Source organism: Brevibacterium moorei, from assembly GCF_024580735.1.
GTDB classification, from domain to species: domain Bacteria; phylum Actinomycetota; class Actinomycetes; order Actinomycetales; family Brevibacteriaceae; genus Brevibacterium; species Brevibacterium moorei.
In genome coordinates, this window is sequence record NZ_JANIJX010000009.1 from 32,055 (window position 1) to 46,604 (window position 14,550).

At 65.6% G+C, this 14,550-nt stretch carries 14 protein-coding genes; 7 read left to right on the forward strand and 7 right to left on the reverse strand.

Going from position 1 to position 14,550, the window contains the following annotated elements:
* Window positions 1–36: 36 nt before the first annotated feature.
* Window positions 37–1,572 carry an OFA family MFS transporter gene (locus NQ034_RS07660; protein WP_257048076.1) on the forward strand — a complete coding sequence of 512 codons (1,536 nt, stop codon included), beginning with the start codon at window positions 37–39 and terminating at the stop codon, window positions 1,570–1,572.
* A 69-nt stretch (window positions 1,573–1,641) separates the two neighbouring features.
* Here NQ034_RS07660 and NQ034_RS07665 read toward each other — a convergent pair whose 3' ends face one another.
* Together NQ034_RS07665 and NQ034_RS07670 are read right to left on the reverse strand one after the other, a co-directional pair.
* Window positions 1,642–2,424, reverse strand: a complete 783-nt coding sequence (locus NQ034_RS07665; RefSeq protein ID WP_257048077.1) for an enoyl-CoA hydratase — start codon at window positions 2,422–2,424, stop codon at window positions 1,642–1,644.
* Window positions 2,425–2,427: 3 nt separating this feature from the next.
* Window positions 2,428–3,630, reverse strand: coding sequence for a CaiB/BaiF CoA transferase family protein (locus NQ034_RS07670; protein WP_257048078.1), 1,203 nt, complete (start codon window positions 3,628–3,630; stop codon window positions 2,428–2,430).
* A 73-nt stretch (window positions 3,631–3,703) separates the two neighbouring features.
* Between NQ034_RS07670 and NQ034_RS07675 the strand changes: the two genes are divergently transcribed.
* The 6 genes from NQ034_RS07675 to NQ034_RS07700 all read left to right on the forward strand — a co-directional run bounded on the left by NQ034_RS07675 (window position 3,704) and on the right by NQ034_RS07700 (window position 10,273).
* The gene (locus tag NQ034_RS07675; protein WP_257048079.1) at window positions 3,704–4,465 is read left to right on the forward strand and encodes a GntR family transcriptional regulator; all 762 of its coding nucleotides are present in this window, start codon (window positions 3,704–3,706) and stop codon (window positions 4,463–4,465) included.
* 59 nt (window positions 4,466–4,524) lie between these two features.
* The gene (locus NQ034_RS07680) at window positions 4,525–5,871 is read left to right on the forward strand and encodes a GntP family permease (protein ID WP_257048080.1); all 1,347 of its coding nucleotides are present in this window, start codon (window positions 4,525–4,527) and stop codon (window positions 5,869–5,871) included.
* A gap of 266 nt (window positions 5,872–6,137) precedes the next feature.
* Complete coding sequence (locus tag NQ034_RS07685; protein WP_257048081.1) at window positions 6,138–7,637, forward strand: aldehyde dehydrogenase (NADP(+)); 1,500 nt, start codon at window positions 6,138–6,140, stop codon at window positions 7,635–7,637.
* On the forward strand, window positions 7,634–8,827 hold the full coding sequence (locus NQ034_RS07690; protein ID WP_257048082.1) for a fumarylacetoacetate hydrolase family protein: 1,194 nt from the start codon (window positions 7,634–7,636) through the stop codon (window positions 8,825–8,827). The genes NQ034_RS07685 and NQ034_RS07690 overlap by 4 nt, the downstream gene beginning before the upstream one ends.
* Window positions 8,824–9,576 carry a GntR family transcriptional regulator gene (locus tag NQ034_RS07695; RefSeq protein ID WP_257048083.1) on the forward strand — a complete coding sequence of 251 codons (753 nt, stop codon included), beginning with the start codon at window positions 8,824–8,826 and terminating at the stop codon, window positions 9,574–9,576. Before NQ034_RS07690 ends, NQ034_RS07695 begins: the two co-directional genes overlap by 4 nt.
* Window positions 9,577–9,580: 4 nt before the next feature.
* On the forward strand, window positions 9,581–10,273 hold the full coding sequence (locus NQ034_RS07700) for a FadR/GntR family transcriptional regulator (RefSeq protein ID WP_257048084.1): 693 nt from the start codon (window positions 9,581–9,583) through the stop codon (window positions 10,271–10,273).
* A gap of 124 nt (window positions 10,274–10,397) precedes the next feature.
* Here NQ034_RS07700 and NQ034_RS07705 read toward each other — a convergent pair whose 3' ends face one another.
* The 5 genes from NQ034_RS07705 to NQ034_RS07725 all read right to left on the reverse strand — a co-directional run bounded on the left by NQ034_RS07705 (window position 10,398) and on the right by NQ034_RS07725 (window position 14,537).
* On the reverse strand, window positions 10,398–11,168 hold the full coding sequence (locus NQ034_RS07705; protein ID WP_257048085.1) for an SDR family NAD(P)-dependent oxidoreductase: 771 nt from the start codon (window positions 11,166–11,168) through the stop codon (window positions 10,398–10,400).
* Window positions 11,169–11,170: 2 nt separating this feature from the next.
* On the reverse strand, window positions 11,171–12,067 hold the full coding sequence (locus NQ034_RS07710; RefSeq protein ID WP_257048086.1) for a fumarylacetoacetate hydrolase family protein: 897 nt from the start codon (window positions 12,065–12,067) through the stop codon (window positions 11,171–11,173).
* A gap of 96 nt (window positions 12,068–12,163) precedes the next feature.
* Window positions 12,164–13,153 (reverse strand): aldo/keto reductase, encoded by a 990-nt coding sequence (locus tag NQ034_RS07715; protein ID WP_257048087.1) that lies wholly within the window; start codon window positions 13,151–13,153, stop codon window positions 12,164–12,166.
* Window positions 13,150–14,124, reverse strand: coding sequence for an amidohydrolase family protein (locus tag NQ034_RS07720; RefSeq protein ID WP_257048088.1), 975 nt, complete (start codon window positions 14,122–14,124; stop codon window positions 13,150–13,152). Before NQ034_RS07720 ends, NQ034_RS07715 begins: the two co-directional genes overlap by 4 nt.
* Complete coding sequence (locus NQ034_RS07725) at window positions 14,124–14,537, reverse strand: RbsD/FucU family protein (RefSeq protein WP_257048089.1); 414 nt, start codon at window positions 14,535–14,537, stop codon at window positions 14,124–14,126. The genes NQ034_RS07720 and NQ034_RS07725 overlap by 1 nt, the downstream gene beginning before the upstream one ends.
* Window positions 14,538–14,550 lie beyond the last annotated feature (13 nt).

Here is a 14,550-nt window from a genome sequence, read left to right on the forward strand (position 1 = left end):
ATCCCCAGTGACCTCGGAAAGGTCAGTATCCTCCTTATGCACTCCACGTCCCCCCTGACCCGCTCGCGCCCCGGTATCCTCGACCGCGAGGCGATCGTCGCCCCACTGCGCTTCAATCGCTGGCTGATCCCGGCGGCGGTACTCGCCATTCACCTGTGCATCGGCCAGGTCTATGCGCTGAGCGTGTTCAAAGCGCCGTTCATGGACCGCTTCGCCGCGGGCGAGGTCGCGGTCGGCTGGGTCTTCTCCGTGGCCATCGCGATGCTCGGGATCTCCGCTGCGATCGGTGGTACCTGGGTGGAGCGGGCGGGCCCGCGCAAGGCCATGGTGGTTGCAGGTGTGTTCTGGGTGGTGGGCTTCGGGGTGGCCACTCTGGGGATCGTCACGGGACAGTTGTGGCTGCTGTATCTGGGGTATGGGGTGATCGGCGGGATCGGTCTGGGGATCGGTTACATCTCGCCGGTGTCCACGCTGATGAAGTGGTTCCCCGACCGGCCCGGTCTGGCCACCGGTTTGGCGATCATGGGCTTCGGCGGGGGTGCGCTGATCGCCAGTCCTTTGTCGAACTCGTTGATGAGCATCTTCGGTGGGGGCGGCGCCCCGGAGCAGTTGGCCGCCGGTGCGGCACCGACCTTCGGGACTCTGGCGCTGATCTATGCGGTGGCGATCGCGGTGGGCGCTTTCGTGATCCGCCTGCCGCACCCTGACTGGCATCCGGAGCATTGGGATCCGGCCCGCGTCGCCGCGCACAAGGTGGCGACCACGGGGCAGGTGTCCGTGTCCCGGGCGATGCGCACTCCACAGTTCTGGTTCTTGTGGATCGTACTGTTCACCAACGTCACCGCCGGGATTGGGATCCTGGAGAACGCCGCGCCGATGGTGCAGGGCTTCTTCTCCCAGATCACACCTGCCGCGGCGGCCGGTTTCGTGGGTCTGCTGTCGATCGCGAATATGGTCGGCCGGTTCGTCTGGTCGACCGCCTCGGACTATATGGGCAGGCGGAATGCCTACACGCTGTATTTGGGCGCGGGCATTCTGATGTACCTGTGTGTGGCCCTGTTCGGTGGGGCCAATATCGTCCTCTTCGTCGCGGCCTCCATGCTCATCCTGTCCTTCTACGGCGGGGGTTTCGCCGCGGCTCCGGCGTATTTGAAGGACCTGTTCGGTACCTATCAGGTGGGTGCGATCCATGGCCGGCTGCTCACCGCGTGGTCGGCCGCTGGCGTGGTGGGTCCGCTGATTGTCAATACGGTTATCGAGTCGCGCACCCGGGCGGGCGCGACGGGGCCGGCCGTGTACACCCTGTCCATGGGCATTATGGTCGGGCTCCTGGCGGTGGGCTTCGTGGCGAACCTGCTAATCGGCAAGGTCGCCGATAAGTACCGTGCAGAGCCGGCCGAGGTCGAGGCCGCCCTGGTGCACGAGTCCAATGCCTCCGGTGGGGACTCGCCCATGCTGTCGACCGGGGGCTTCTACCATGTGGCGGCCTATGCGCTGACCGGCGTGGTGATCGTCGGCCTGCTCTATGCGCTGGTCCAGACCGTGATCAAGGCATCCGCGCTGTTCGTGTGAGGGGCGGAACACCGACCAAAGTGCTGGCAGGACCCCTGGGGTCCTGCCAGCACTTTGGTCGGTCGTGGCTTAGCGACCAGACCACTCATAGGATTGCTTGGTCAGGAATGCTTCGACTGCGTGCGCGAAGTCGGCACTGCCGTACACCGCCGATACGACATCTGAATCATTCGGCTCCGCTGATTCTGCAGCCGAGGTCTGTGCAGCCTTCAGTCGCCGCAAGTTCTCTTTGATGGACCACTGGGTCAGGGGTGCTAGGTGGGAAATCCGGTGTTCGTACTCGTCCTGTAGTTCGTCAAGATTCTCGCTCACCTCCGTAAGGAACCCACAGGCAAGCGCTTCCTCGGCTCGCACAGCCCGGGCCCCGATGAGCATGGAGCGGACGCGCGACTCTCCGAAGCCCTGGACGAGCACATCCAATGTCGTCGTATTGAGTGTGTTGCCGAGTGTGCGGGCGATCGGAACGGCGAAACTGGCCCGAGGATTCCCAACGCGGACATCTGCACATGCGGCAAGGCCCAGACCACCTCCAACGCAGTGTCCGTCGATGAATGCGAGAAGGGGTTTCCGCATCATCGCAAGCCGTGACAAGGTATCGGCGATCGTCTGCTCGTACGCTATGCCGTCTTCTCCCGTGAATCCGCGGAACTGCGCGATGTCTGTGCCGGCGACAAAGGCCTTTCCCCCGGCGCCGCGCATCGACACCGCGCGAATTTTCGGATCCGCATCGGCTCTTTCACAAGCCTCCAGTAGACCTGCGTACATGTCCGAGGTCATGGCATTCCTGGCTTCGGGACGGTTGAAGACAACTCGAAGTACCGAATCGTGAACGTCGACTTCCAAATCTGCCATGGGTCATACCTCCAGATCGAATTCCTCGGCGAGCGGGACATTGTGTTCGCCGAGCATCGGCCCCGCCTTGCTGCGCACAGTGCCCGAACGTGACAGATTGATGGGGTTGCCCAGTTGTTCGACGTCACCTAGTTTCGCATGGGGCGCAGTCCAGAAGTAGTCACGGGACGCGAGATGTTCATCGGTGAAGACCTGGTCGTACTTCGAGATGGGGCCAACGGGTACTCCGGCCTCATTGAGGGCATCGACGACTTCCTGGACGGTCCGATCCTGCAGCCGCTGCTCGATGATCGAGATCAGCCGTGTGCGGTTGGTCATCCGCGTAGGAGGATCGACGAAGTCCGGGTCATCGGCAAGATCTGCGAAGTCGAAGGTTGTGCAGAAACGCTCCCAGTTCCCCTGGGTGTTGGCGCCGATCGTCACGTAACCGTCCTTGGCCTGCACGGCCTGGTAGGGCGCCAGAGCCTGATGCGCCGAGCCATTGGCAGTGGGCACACTGCCATTGCCGTAGTAGGCCCCGGCTTCCCAGACCGCGAGGGACACGGCGGATTCGAAGAGGGACACATCGATGTACTGTCCCTGCCCGGACGTCTTCCGTTCATAGAGTGCCGAGAGGATTCCGATTGTCGCGTAGAGCGCGGTGGTGAGATCACAGATCGGAACCCCGACCTTGGCCGGCGGCATATCAGGAAACCCGGTAATACTCATCAGGCCAGAGCGCCCTTGGGCCATGATGTCGAGCCCGGGCAGCTTGGCCAGGGGCCCGGTCTGTCCCCAGCCTGAAACCGATGCGTAGATCAAACCTGGATGGTCGCCCTTGAGGTCGTCATACCCCAAGCCCATCTTCTTCAGCGAGCCCGGGCGGAGGTTTTCTATCAGCACGTCTGCGTGATCCAGCAAAGTCAGGAACGCCTTCTTGCCCTCTGGAGATTTCAGGTCCAGGGCAATCGATTCCTTGTTCCGATTCATCCGGATGAAGGTGCTTGATTCCCCCTCGAGGAAGGGCCCAGAGGATCGCACTGGATCGCCGCCCTTGGGCGGTTCCACCTTGATCACGCGGGCCCCGAGATCAGCCAGTTGTGTTGTGGCGAAAGGCGCGGCGATGAACACGCCCACTTCCAACACCGTCACACCGCTGAGGGGCCCTGTGGGGGAGGTGCCGTTTGTCGTCTGCGCGGACTCGAAGCCCGGATTGGTCTGTGCCATCATCACTTTCTTGTGTTGCGTGTCACTTTCTATTGTCTACAATAATGCAGACAATAGAAATCGTCGAGGGGCCATGATGAACAACACGGGCAATCGATCCGCCAAGGGTCGGGCATCCGGCAAAGCTGCCGGCCTGACACAGTGGGCCGCTGATCAGATCAGTGAGCTGGTGTTCTCCGGTGAGCTCATCCCCGGCGAGCGCCTGATCGAAGAAGACCTGACCGAGCGTTTGGGAATCTCCCGCGGACCGGTGCGAGAAGCACTGCACCTACTCGAAGGTGCCGGAATCGTGACCCGTCAGCCGCGCTTGGGCGCCAAAGTGACCAAATTGGACCGTGATGATCTCTTCGAGATCGTCACGTTCCGCGAGGGTTTGGAGCATATGGCCGTCCACCACCTTTACGGTCATGGGCGCGGCGGGGACGTGGATGCGTCTCAGGCCAACCTTCAGCTCTCCCGAATGGAGGAACTCTTCAGCACCAATCAGCCCACGTCTGAGCTCACCCGTGTGAGCTTCGACTTCCACATCGAAGTCGTCCGCCTGTGCGGTAACGATCGGATTGTCTCCGCCTACATAGAGTCGATCGCTCAAGTCAAGCTCGCGATGTCCTTGAACCTTCGCATGCTGGCCGAGACCGAAGATCCGGCGCACAACGTCGAACGACACAAGTACCTTCTACAAGAGGTGCTCTCCGGCTCTGAGACCCGTGCCCATACTGCAATCGATGAGCACGGTCATAACTACCTTCTGGATGGGCGCATCGGCCGCACGAGCCGTGAGTCCGTCCAAGCCTCAGGCAAGCCGACTGTGTCTGGATACTTTCCTGTGTCCTGATCCAACCGGTTTGTCACTCATGTATCGATCTCATTCAATGGCGAATCGAGGAGACTCCCGTGGCAGACAGCCTCATACTCATCAACACCGGTATCACTATCGTCGGTGTCATAGTCCTCATCATTGCTCTTAAGCTGCATCCGCTTTTCGCGCTGGTAATCGGCGCCCTATACCTTGGTCTGACGTCTGGACTCGGTCTTGAGAAGACTGCGGAGACCGTCGTCGAGGGCTTCGGAAAACTCATGGCGGACATCGGCATGCTCGTCATGTTCGGTGTTCTCCTCGGCGTGATTCTGTCCAGACTTGGAGCGATCGAAAAACTGGTGTCCGTGCTGATGAAGATGTCGGGCAGGCGCCTGGCCCCATATGCTCTGGGCGTTACCAACGGCACGATCATGCAGTCGATCTTCTCCGATGTCATTCTGGTCATCACCGCACCGATCGGTCGCAATGTCGCACGCAGGATCGGCCCGGCCGGCGTCGGTATCATGTCCGTCTCGCTCTGCATGGGCTGCCTGTTCGGCCTGACCATGATGATCCCCAGCGTCGGCTCGCTCGCACTGAGCTCCTTGGTGGGAGTTCCCCTCCCCAAATTCCTGCTATTCGGAACTCTGTTTTCCATCGTCGGCGTTTCTGTGACGATCTTCATCATGAAGACGCTCTTCGTGCGTTTCAAGTTCTGGAAACCTGAGACCGACGAGGACCCGGTTGCGCTGGAATCGTTCCGTATGGCGCAGCCGGAAGAGGACGGTAAGAAGCATCGACTGCCCTTGCCGCTGACCATTAGCCCGGTGATTCTGGCTCTGGTGCTCATTGCCGCCAACTCCATTGTCAGCAGCATGAAAATCGAGGCGCCGCTGTTGACGTTCATCGGCGACCCGATGGTCGCCATGTTCCTCGCAACGTTCATCGCGTCCATCATGCTTCTCGTCCACGAGGGCAATGACATCCTCAAAGAGACGATGAAGAAGGGCTTCTCCGCAAGCGGGGAGATCCTCGCCCTGACCGGGCTCGGTGGTTCTCTGGCCGGAGTCGTCAAAGCGATCGGTCTGGGCAAGGTGCTTGAAGGTATGTTCAGCACCGGTGCCGCCTCTCCCATTCTCCTGGCCTGGATCCTGGCCGTTGTTCTGCACGTGGCAATCGGTTCGGTCTCCGTTGCTTCGATCACCGCAGCAGGGTTCCTCGCTCCGGTTGCCTCCTCTGCCGGCGTCGATCCCCTACTCATCGCCTTGTCCGCGGCTGCTGGATCGCTGTTCTTCATGACGGTGCACAGCAACTACTTCTGGATGGCGAAGACCATGCTCGGACAGACAACCAAGGGTGCAACCAAGTCGGTCAGCCTTGCGACCTGTGTGGGCAGCGTGGTGGGCCTCGTTATGGTCTACATACTGGCCGTATTCATCTGACACCCTGAAGTGCTCTGCACATTTCAGGCAGGGGCTGCGCTGGAATGTGCTCTCGTGGGATTCGGTGGCAGCAAAGACGTGAGGTTCTACAGCAGCAAACGCGCGGGCGTGTCGCCGGTTGGGAGCACATTCCAGCAGCCTGCGCCGCTGGAATGTGCAGAGCGCCTAGAGGATTTAAACACCTATAGGAACCTAGGGTTTCCTATAGGTGTTTGATATGGTGGGGACAACAAAGTCGTTGCATCATCTCAGGAAGGACTGACACCGTGTCCAATCCCGCGAATCCCGAAAACCCGAATCCCGAAAACCCCGTGGTCTCCGGAGCCCAGGCCGCCTCGGCCGCCATCGTGGCCGCCGATGCCGCGTTCCGCACGGCTCGCACCCACAGCAGGGAGGAACGCGCCGGCTGGCTCGACGCGATCGCCGACGCGCTGGAGGCCCGCCGGGCCGAAATCGTGCCGTTGGGAGTCGCGGAGTCCAACCTTCCCGCCGGCCGCCTCGAAGGCGAACTGACTCGCACCTGCTTCCAGCTCAAGCTGTTGGCCCAGGAGGCCCGCGAGGGCCAGTTCCTCGACGCCACGATCGACCACGCCGATTCGACCTGGGGGATGGGCCCGCGCCCCGACCTGCGCCGCATCAACGTCCCGCTGGGCGTCATCGGCGTGTTCGGCGCCTCGAACTTCCCGTTGGCCTTCTCCGTCATCGGCGGGGACTCGGCCGCGGCCCTGGCCGGCGGCAATGCAGTGGTCCACAAGGTCCACGACGCACACATGGGCCTGGGCACTCTGGTCGTCGAGACCGTCACCGCCGCTCTGGCAGCCGCCGGCGCGCCGGCCGGCCTGTTCGCGGGAGTCTCCGGCCTCGAGGCCGCACAGACCCTGGTCGACCACCCCCTGACCAAGGCCATCGGCTTCACCGGCTCCGAGGCCGGCGGCCGCGCCCTGTTCGACCGCGCCGTGGCCCGACCCACCCCGATCCCGTTCTACGGCGAACTGGGTTCGTTGAACCCCGTGGTCATCACCGAGGCCGCCTGGGACGCCCGCGCCACCGAGCTGCTCTCCGGTTTCGCCGGCTCTTTGACCAATGGTGTCGGCCAGTTCTGTACCAACCCCGGCATGGTCTTCCTGCCGGCTGCCGCCGCCACGCAGGCGAACGCCGAACTGCCGGCCCTGCTGGCCGCCCAGGACATGGGCGCCGGCATGCTGACCGAGGGCATCGCGCACAACTTCACCGTCCACCGCGATGAGGTCGCAGCCGCCCCCGGCGTGACCACGGAGGTCGCAGGCGACAACGCCAATCCGCCGGCCCCTGCGATCCTGACCATCGCGGCCGCGGACCTGAGCGCGGACCACCCGGCCCTGCACACCGAGATGTTCGGCCCCGCCGCCGTCATCATTACGTATGCGAACCGCGAAGAGCTCATCGAGACGATCGGCCTGCTCGGCGGCCAGCTCACCGGTACCCTGCACAATGAGGACGGCGAGGACGTCGCCGACGTGCTGACCGCTCTGGCCGATAAGGCCGGCCGCGTGCTGCGCGGGGGCTGGCCCACCGGCGTCACCGTGTCCTACGCCCAGCAGCACGGCGGGCCGTATCCTGCCGCCACGATGTACGGCACCTCGGTCGGCACCGCCGCAATCGGCCGCTTCATGCGGCCGGTGGCCTTCCAGGACTACGAGGACGCGCAGCTGCCCGCCGAACTCCAGGAGGCCAACCCGACCGGCATCGCCCGCCGTGTGGACGGCGTTTGGCAGGCCGCCCGATGAGCACCACCGGCCCGCTGACCGCGGCCTTCCCCGCCACCGTGCGCGAGGTCCTACCCGTCGACCAGACGGACGGCACCTTCGTCGCCCGCCTGTACGACCCCGCCCAATCCCGCCCCGTCGTCGCGGCCTACCGCGGCGAAGAGCTCTGGGACGCCTCGGCGCTGGGACTGACCTGTGCCGATCTGCTCGAGCGCGAGAACCTGGCCGGCGACCTGGCCGGCCTGATGACCAGGCCCGCGACGTGGACGATCGACCAGGTGCAGCTGCCCGACCACGCACAGGCGGGGCCCCGGCCCGAGCGCCTGACGCTGTTGCCACCGGTCGACCTGCAGGCGCTCAAGGCCTGTGGTGTGACCTTCGCGGGCTCCATGATCGAACGCGTCATCGAAGAGCGCGCGGCCGGCGATCCCGCCCGCGCCGCCGCGATCCGCACCCAGATGGCTCAGGCCGTGGGCCGCGACCTGTCCGCGATCGTCCCCGGCAGCCCCGAGGCCGCGGCCGTGAAGGAACAGCTGATCGCCGCCGGTTGGTGGTCGCAGTACCTGGAGGTGGGCCTGGGCCCCGACCCCGAGGTCTTCACCAAGGGCCAGGTGCTGTCCGCCGTGGGCAGCGGGGACACGATCGGCATTCCCGCCTTCTCCAGCTGGAACAATCCGGAGCCGGAACTGGTCCTCCTCGTCACCCCGACGGGCCGGATCGTCGGTGTCACCCTGGGTAATGACGTGAACCTGCGCGATGTCGAGGGCAGGTCCGCCCTGCTGCTGGGCATGGCCAAGGACAACAACCACTCGACCGCCCTGGGCCCGGTCATCCGCATCTTCGACGAGAGGTTCACGATCGAGGATGCGCGCACCTTCACGATCGACCTGAGCGTCAGGGGCACCGACGGCTACGAACTGCACGGGGTGAACTCCGTTGGCTCGCTCTCGCGGACCTTCGAGCGCCTCGTCGCCGCTGCCCTGGGTGCCCATCACCAGTACCCGGACGGCTGCGCCATTATGACCGGCACGCTGTTCGCCCCCACTCAGGACCGCAATGTCCCGGGCGAGGGCTTCACCCATGCGAACGGGGACGTGGTCTCAATCCAGAACCCCCTGGTGGGCCGCCTGGTCAACCGGGTGGGCGCCTGCGAGGAGCTGGCCCCGTGGACATACGGACTGCGCGAGCTCATGGCCGATCTGCGCCCATGAGCACCCCCGGCACCGCCAAGTCCGACCGCGCCAAGCAGGACACCGTCGCTGCGGTCTACGAGTCGATCAGCGAGCGGATCTCCGCGAAGGACCTGCCTCCGGACACCCGGTTGAACATGGATCGCCTGGCCCGTGAGTTGGGGGTCTCGCAGACCCCCGTACGTGAGGCCCTGCGGATGCTCGAGGGCGCGGGCCTGGTGGTGGCGGCCCCCCGCGGCTACACCACCACCGGCCTGCTCGACGGTGCCGCGCTGCGCGATATGTACGAGGTCCGGCTGCTCTTGGAACCCTGGGCCGCGGGCGCGGCCGCGACCAGCCGGGTGGGCAATCCGGGCCGTGCGATGCTCGCCGAGCTCGACCGGTTCCGGGCGCTCGAGGCCGCTGGTGCCGCCGGAGACGAGCTGGTCCGCCAGATGTCGCACCATGACGAGGTGTTCCACCGGGCGATCTTCGATTCGGTTGACAACCCCTTCCTGACCACGGCCTTCACCCAGTTGCACGCCCATTTGCACCTGTACCGGCTGTATCCGCCCGGCGCGGATTCCACCGCGACCATCACCGAGCACCAGGCGATCGCCCAGGCGATCGCGGATGCCGATCCGGCTGCTGCCAGGGCTGCGATGGAGGAGCATCTGCGGTGTTCCCTGGACCGCTTCGCCCAGGGCATCGAACCCGCGCAGCGGCCCGGAATCGCGCAGATCCGCTCGGGCCGTTCGGGGCCGAACAGCCCTCCTGCACCGGTAGGATAGTGGCATGGCGCTCACGGACGATGCACTGGCGAAGATCAAGGACCTCATCGTCACCGGTGAGCTGAAACCCGGGGACCGCCTGCCCCCGGAGGCGGAGCTCTCCGAGCGCTTGGGCCTGTCGCGCAATTCCCTGCGCGAGGCGGTCAAGGCCCTGGACTTCATCAATGTGCTCGACGTGCGCAGGGGCTCCGGCACCTATGTCACGTCCCTGTCAGCGGCGGACCTGACCGATGCCATCGGGTTCTTAGTCGAGGTCCACTCCTCGGGCTCGCTGGCCCAGATCCTCGATGTGCGCCGCGTGTTCGAGGCGGAGACCGCCTACCGTGCGGCCCAGCGGATCGACGCCGCCGGGCTGGCCGAACTGCAGCGGTTGATCGACGAGACCGATCCGCAGTCCATCGAATCGCTGGTGGACAAGGACTTCGAGTTCCACGGCACCATCGCAGGTTATGCGGACAACGACTACCTGGCGGCCCTGCTGCAGGCGGTGTCCGTCAAGACCAGCAGGGCGCGCACCTGGCGTGGGCTGACCCAGGACGGTGCGGTGGAACAGACCCTGCAGGAACACCAGGCGATCCTCGACGCCCTGGCGGCCGGCGACCCGCAGCGGGCGCAGGCGGCGATGATCGTGCACGTCTCCGGGGTCCAGGATTGGGCGGCGGAGACGGGCGGACCCGAATACGAATCGGCCAGCTGAGCCGGCTCCAATAACAACGCCGCCCCGTCACACATATTCGCGCATCGGTTGAACCGGGGAATATGTGTGACGGGGCGGCGCTCTGGGTTCCGGGCCCGGGCCCAGCCCCGGAATCAGCCTGGAATCAGTCGCGCAGGCGCAGGCCCTGCATGCCGCCGTCCACGGCGACAGCGGTGCCGGTGGTCGAACCCTGCAGCGGGCTGGCCAGGAATGCGATGGTCCTGGCGACCTCGGTCGGCTCGACCAGGCGGCCGTGGGGCTGGCGGGCGTTGAGCTGGCGCAGCTCCTCCTCCGGGTTCTCCGCCTTGCTCAGCAGTCCACCGGTGACCCAGGGGGTGTTGGCGGTGCCGGGGCACACGGCGTTGACGCGGATGCCCTCGTGGATGTGGTCGGCGGCCATGGCCAGGGTCATCGAGTAGATCGCGCCCTTGGTCGCCGAGTACAGCACGCGCTCGGGCAGGCCGGCGGTCGCGGCGATCGAGGCCGTGTTGACCACGGCACCGTGCTCGGACTGGCGCAGGTGGGGCAGGGCCGCAGCGGTCACCCGGGCCACGGAGACCACGTTGACGTTGAGCACCTTGTTCCACTCGGCGTCGTCATTGGCGTCGACCTGTCCCTGTGCGCCGATCCCGGCGTTGTTGATGACGATGTCGATTCCACCGAATTCGCCCGCGGCGGACTCGACGGCGGCGTTGACCGAATCACGGTCGGAGACGTCGCACTTGATGCCCAGGGCACCGGCCGGTGCCGCATCCGGGTTGAGGTCGAAGACCGCGACCTTGGCCCCACGGGCCAGCAGCAGTTCGGTTACGGCCTTGCCGATTCCCGAGGCCCCACCCGTGACGATGGCCGACAGGCCGGTGAATTCCGTATCGATGCTCTCGCTAGCACCCATGTTCACTTGTCTCCCTTCAGACGATCCATAGCGGTCACAGCACCCGCGCCGGCGGGGACGGTGACCTGGAAGTACTCCTGCTTCTGGCAGCCCAGGCCCTCGACCTCGACCTCGGAGACGTCGCCCGGGGCCAGGAACGGGAACTTGCCCGACAGCGCCACGCCCTTGGGCGTTCCGGTGGAGATGATGTCACCGGGCTCCAGCTGCATGAACTGGGACAGGTGGTAGACGATCTCCTCCACCGGGAAGATCATGTCCGAGGTATTCGAGCCCTGCCGGGGTTCGCCGTTGACGCGGCTGGACAGGTTCAGATTGTGCGGGTCGATGGCATCGGCGGTGACCAGCACGGGGCCCACCGGCATCGAGTCCTTGACGCACTTGCCCTTGGCCCACTGGCCACCGGAGTAGGTCTGCTGGTAGTCGCGCTCGGACAGGTCGTTGGCGACCATGTAGCCGGCGATCGCATCCAGGGCGTCATCCGTGTTCGTCAGGTACTCGACCTGCTTGCCGATGACCACGCACAGTTCGACCTCCCAGTCGAACTTCTGCGCCTGCGGCGGAATGCCAACGGCATCGTAGGGACCGGTGACCGTATTGGGGGTCTTGAAGAAGATAATGGGCGACTCCGGGGGATTGTCCCCGGACTCGGCTGCGTGCTCGGCGTAGTTCTGGCCGATGCAGATCACGGAGCCGGCCGCGGCGATCGGCGCTCCGATGCGCTGGCCGGCCACGTCGATAACGGGCAGGGAACCGGACTCCAGCGCGGCTGCGACCCGGGCCGGGCCCTCGGCCCAGAACTTCCCGTCGATGTCGCCGATGGAGCTGATGTCGTAGTGCTTGTCGCCGGCGTGGACGACGGGGGTCTCGTGCCCCTTCTCGCCGATGCGCAGGAATTCCATAACGTCTCCTTATATAGGTTTTTTCTTGGCTGAGCAGTCACTTTGGTCCGAGAATCCGGGCAGATTTCAGACCAAAGTGACTGCTCAAGCGGGGGGCTAGCGGTAGTCGGCGGGGTCGCGTTCCAGGAGGCCACGCGAGACCGCTTCGGCCCAGAAGGCCTCGGGGACTTCGGCATCGAACAGTTCGACGTCGCGCGCCACCTGTTCCGGCGTGCGCATTCCCAGAGTCACATTCGTCACCGCGGGGTCGCGCAGGCTGAACTGCACGGCCGCCGCGGGCAACGTGGTCCCATGGGCACGGGCGAGGTCCGCCAGAGCCTGGGCCTTGGACACGATGTCCGCAGGAGCTTCCTCGTAGTTGTACTTCGCCTGCGTCAGCGGGTTCTCATTGGCCAGGATGCCGGAGTTGAACACGCCCACATTGACCACGCCCACACCGCGTGCCGCGGCGGCCGGGAGCAGGTCGGTGCGACCGCCCTGTTCCAGCAGCGTATAGCGCCCGGCCTGCATGACGACGTCGATGTCCGTCTCCTGGACGAAGCGGGTCAGCATCTGCGCCTGGTTCATTCCCGCGCCCCAGGCTCCGATCACGCCCTCATCGCGCAGCCGGTTGAGGGTGGGCACCGCGCCCTCGAGCGCTTCGACCCAGAATTCGTCTGGATCGTGGATATAGGCGATGTCGATCCGATCGACGCCCAGGCGCTCCAGGGATTCGGTGATGGAGCGCTCGATCCCTGCCGGCGAATAGTCGCGCACCCGCGCCATATCACCGGGCACCGCGAAGCCCTCGTCGTCAAACTCCTTGGGTTCTTCGGCGGGCCGGATCAGTCTGCCGACCTTGGTTGAGAGGATGTACTCATCGCGTGGCTTATCGGCCAGGACCGCGCCGGTGCGCTTCTCGCTCAGGCCCAGCCCGTAGTGCGGGGCAGTGTCGAAGTACCGGATCCCGGCGTCCCAGGCGGCGGATACGGCGGCCCGGGCCTCGTCATCGGTGATCTGCCTGTACAGGTTGCCGATCGGAGCGCCGCCGAAGCCCAGCGTGTGCAGATCGGCCAGTCGGCCGATCAGCGGATTCTTCACAGTCATCGTGACTCCTTCATAGTCTGAGTGTTCCCGGCCCGGTCGTCTGCGGGCAGGTCTTCGTCTGTCGGCAGGTCTGCGAGGCCGTAGAACCGTAGAGCGTTGTCGCTCAGTACCGCCTCAAGCTCATCGGCCTTAAGGATGCCGGCCAGGGTGAGGTGGAGCGCGCCGAACCAGACCCGGTAGTCCAGCCCGTGGGCCAGGGTGGAGACCGGGTGGTCGCTGCCGAATAGCACCCGGTCCGGTCCGAAGGCCTCCAGCAGCGGTGGGAGGAAAGTCTGTGCCAGTTGCCCGGCCAGTTCGCCGGTGACGGGACCGGGTACCTGGCCGGGCAGGCCGGAGATCTTCACGGCCAGGGATCCGATCGTGGCCAGGCGCCGGATCCCCGGCAGCCAGGCGTCCCGTGCCGCGGCGAGCACCGCCGAGCGCTGCGCGGCCTCGGACACCCCGGCCAGCCCCTCCAGGCCGGGTTTGGCGATGTGGTCGAGCACCACGCCCGAGGCGTCCCCGCGGGCAGCGGCCACGGCCTCCAACAGCCCGGCGAGTTCTGCTGCCTGCTCGTGGCGGATGCACACATCCACCCGCAGACCGGCCGCCAAGACGGCCAACAGGCCGGGCAGGCGCTCGGCCAGGGCCCCTGCGGGCAGGCCCTCGAAGTTATCGCGCACCCCCACCACCAGGGGGAATTCCCGCAGGTCGGACAGATGCCGGGTCAGCGCCACGGTGTCGAGCAGGTCCACCGCCGCGACGATCCCGCGGATGTCTGCGGCCGCGGCCAAGTCCGTGACCCAGGCGACCTCGTCCAGGCGCTGGGCCTCGGCCACCCCGGCCTCGATGAACACCGCGCCGGCGGGCAAGCCCCCAGCGGGGAAGCCGGGGGCTCCCGGGAGACTGGCCTGCGGCAGGTCCGCGTTGCCGTCCATCCACGGATAGGCGAAGCGGTCCCTGTCCCACAGGTGCAGGTGCGCGTCGAACATCAGGCCACGACCCCGATGGTCAGCAGCAGGTTCGCGTACTGACGCTGATCCCCGGTGGCCACGACCACCGCGATGTTGGGATCGCGGGCGGCATCGTAGAAGGCGAAGCGCTCGAGGCCGGTGAACGGCACATCGGGCAGCAGCGCGCCGTAGCCGTCGACCGCAGGGGCCCGCCCGCCGGTGGCGTCGAGCATGAAGGTCGCGGCCTCGATGTTGACCGTGGCGGCCAGGGGCTCAAGCACCTGATCGACGCTCAGCAGTCCCGGGGTCACGTTCAGCGGGATTCGGGTGGCCGCGGCCGGGGCCCCCGTATTGTGCGGATAGTTGCCGTCGGCCAGCAGCACCTGGGTGCCGTGGCCGCAACGGCCCAGGGCCGCCAGCAGCTCGGGGTGGAGCAGTGGAGTCTTGAGCATATCGGTTCCCCTT

What these genes read in the sequence shown, in the direction of transcription:
- NQ034_RS07720 (WP_257048088.1), bottom strand. Translation starts at nt 14,124, where the DNA reads ATGTTCGACGCGCACCTGCACCTGTGGGACAGGGACCGCTTCGCCTAT.
- NQ034_RS07660 (WP_257048076.1), top strand. Translation starts at nt 37, where the DNA reads ATGCACTCCACGTCCCCCCTGACCCGCTCGCGCCCCGGTATCCTCGAC.
- NQ034_RS07675 (WP_257048079.1), top strand. Translation starts at nt 3,704, where the DNA reads ATGATGAACAACACGGGCAATCGATCCGCCAAGGGTCGGGCATCCGGC.
- NQ034_RS07710 (WP_257048086.1), bottom strand. Translation starts at nt 12,067, where the DNA reads ATGGAATTCCTGCGCATCGGCGAGAAGGGGCACGAGACCCCCGTCGTC.
- NQ034_RS07715 (WP_257048087.1), bottom strand. Translation starts at nt 13,153, where the DNA reads ATGACTGTGAAGAATCCGCTGATCGGCCGACTGGCCGATCTGCACACG.
- NQ034_RS07725 (WP_257048089.1), bottom strand. Translation starts at nt 14,537, where the DNA reads ATGCTCAAGACTCCACTGCTCCACCCCGAGCTGCTGGCGGCCCTGGGC.
- NQ034_RS07690 (WP_257048082.1), top strand. Translation starts at nt 7,634, where the DNA reads ATGAGCACCACCGGCCCGCTGACCGCGGCCTTCCCCGCCACCGTGCGC.
- NQ034_RS07665 (WP_257048077.1), bottom strand. Translation starts at nt 2,424, where the DNA reads ATGGCAGATTTGGAAGTCGACGTTCACGATTCGGTACTTCGAGTTGTC.
- NQ034_RS07670 (WP_257048078.1), bottom strand. Translation starts at nt 3,630, where the DNA reads ATGGCACAGACCAATCCGGGCTTCGAGTCCGCGCAGACGACAAACGGC.
- NQ034_RS07700 (WP_257048084.1), top strand. Translation starts at nt 9,581, where the DNA reads ATGGCGCTCACGGACGATGCACTGGCGAAGATCAAGGACCTCATCGTC.
- NQ034_RS07705 (WP_257048085.1), bottom strand. Translation starts at nt 11,168, where the DNA reads ATGGGTGCTAGCGAGAGCATCGATACGGAATTCACCGGCCTGTCGGCC.
- NQ034_RS07695 (WP_257048083.1), top strand. Translation starts at nt 8,824, where the DNA reads ATGAGCACCCCCGGCACCGCCAAGTCCGACCGCGCCAAGCAGGACACC.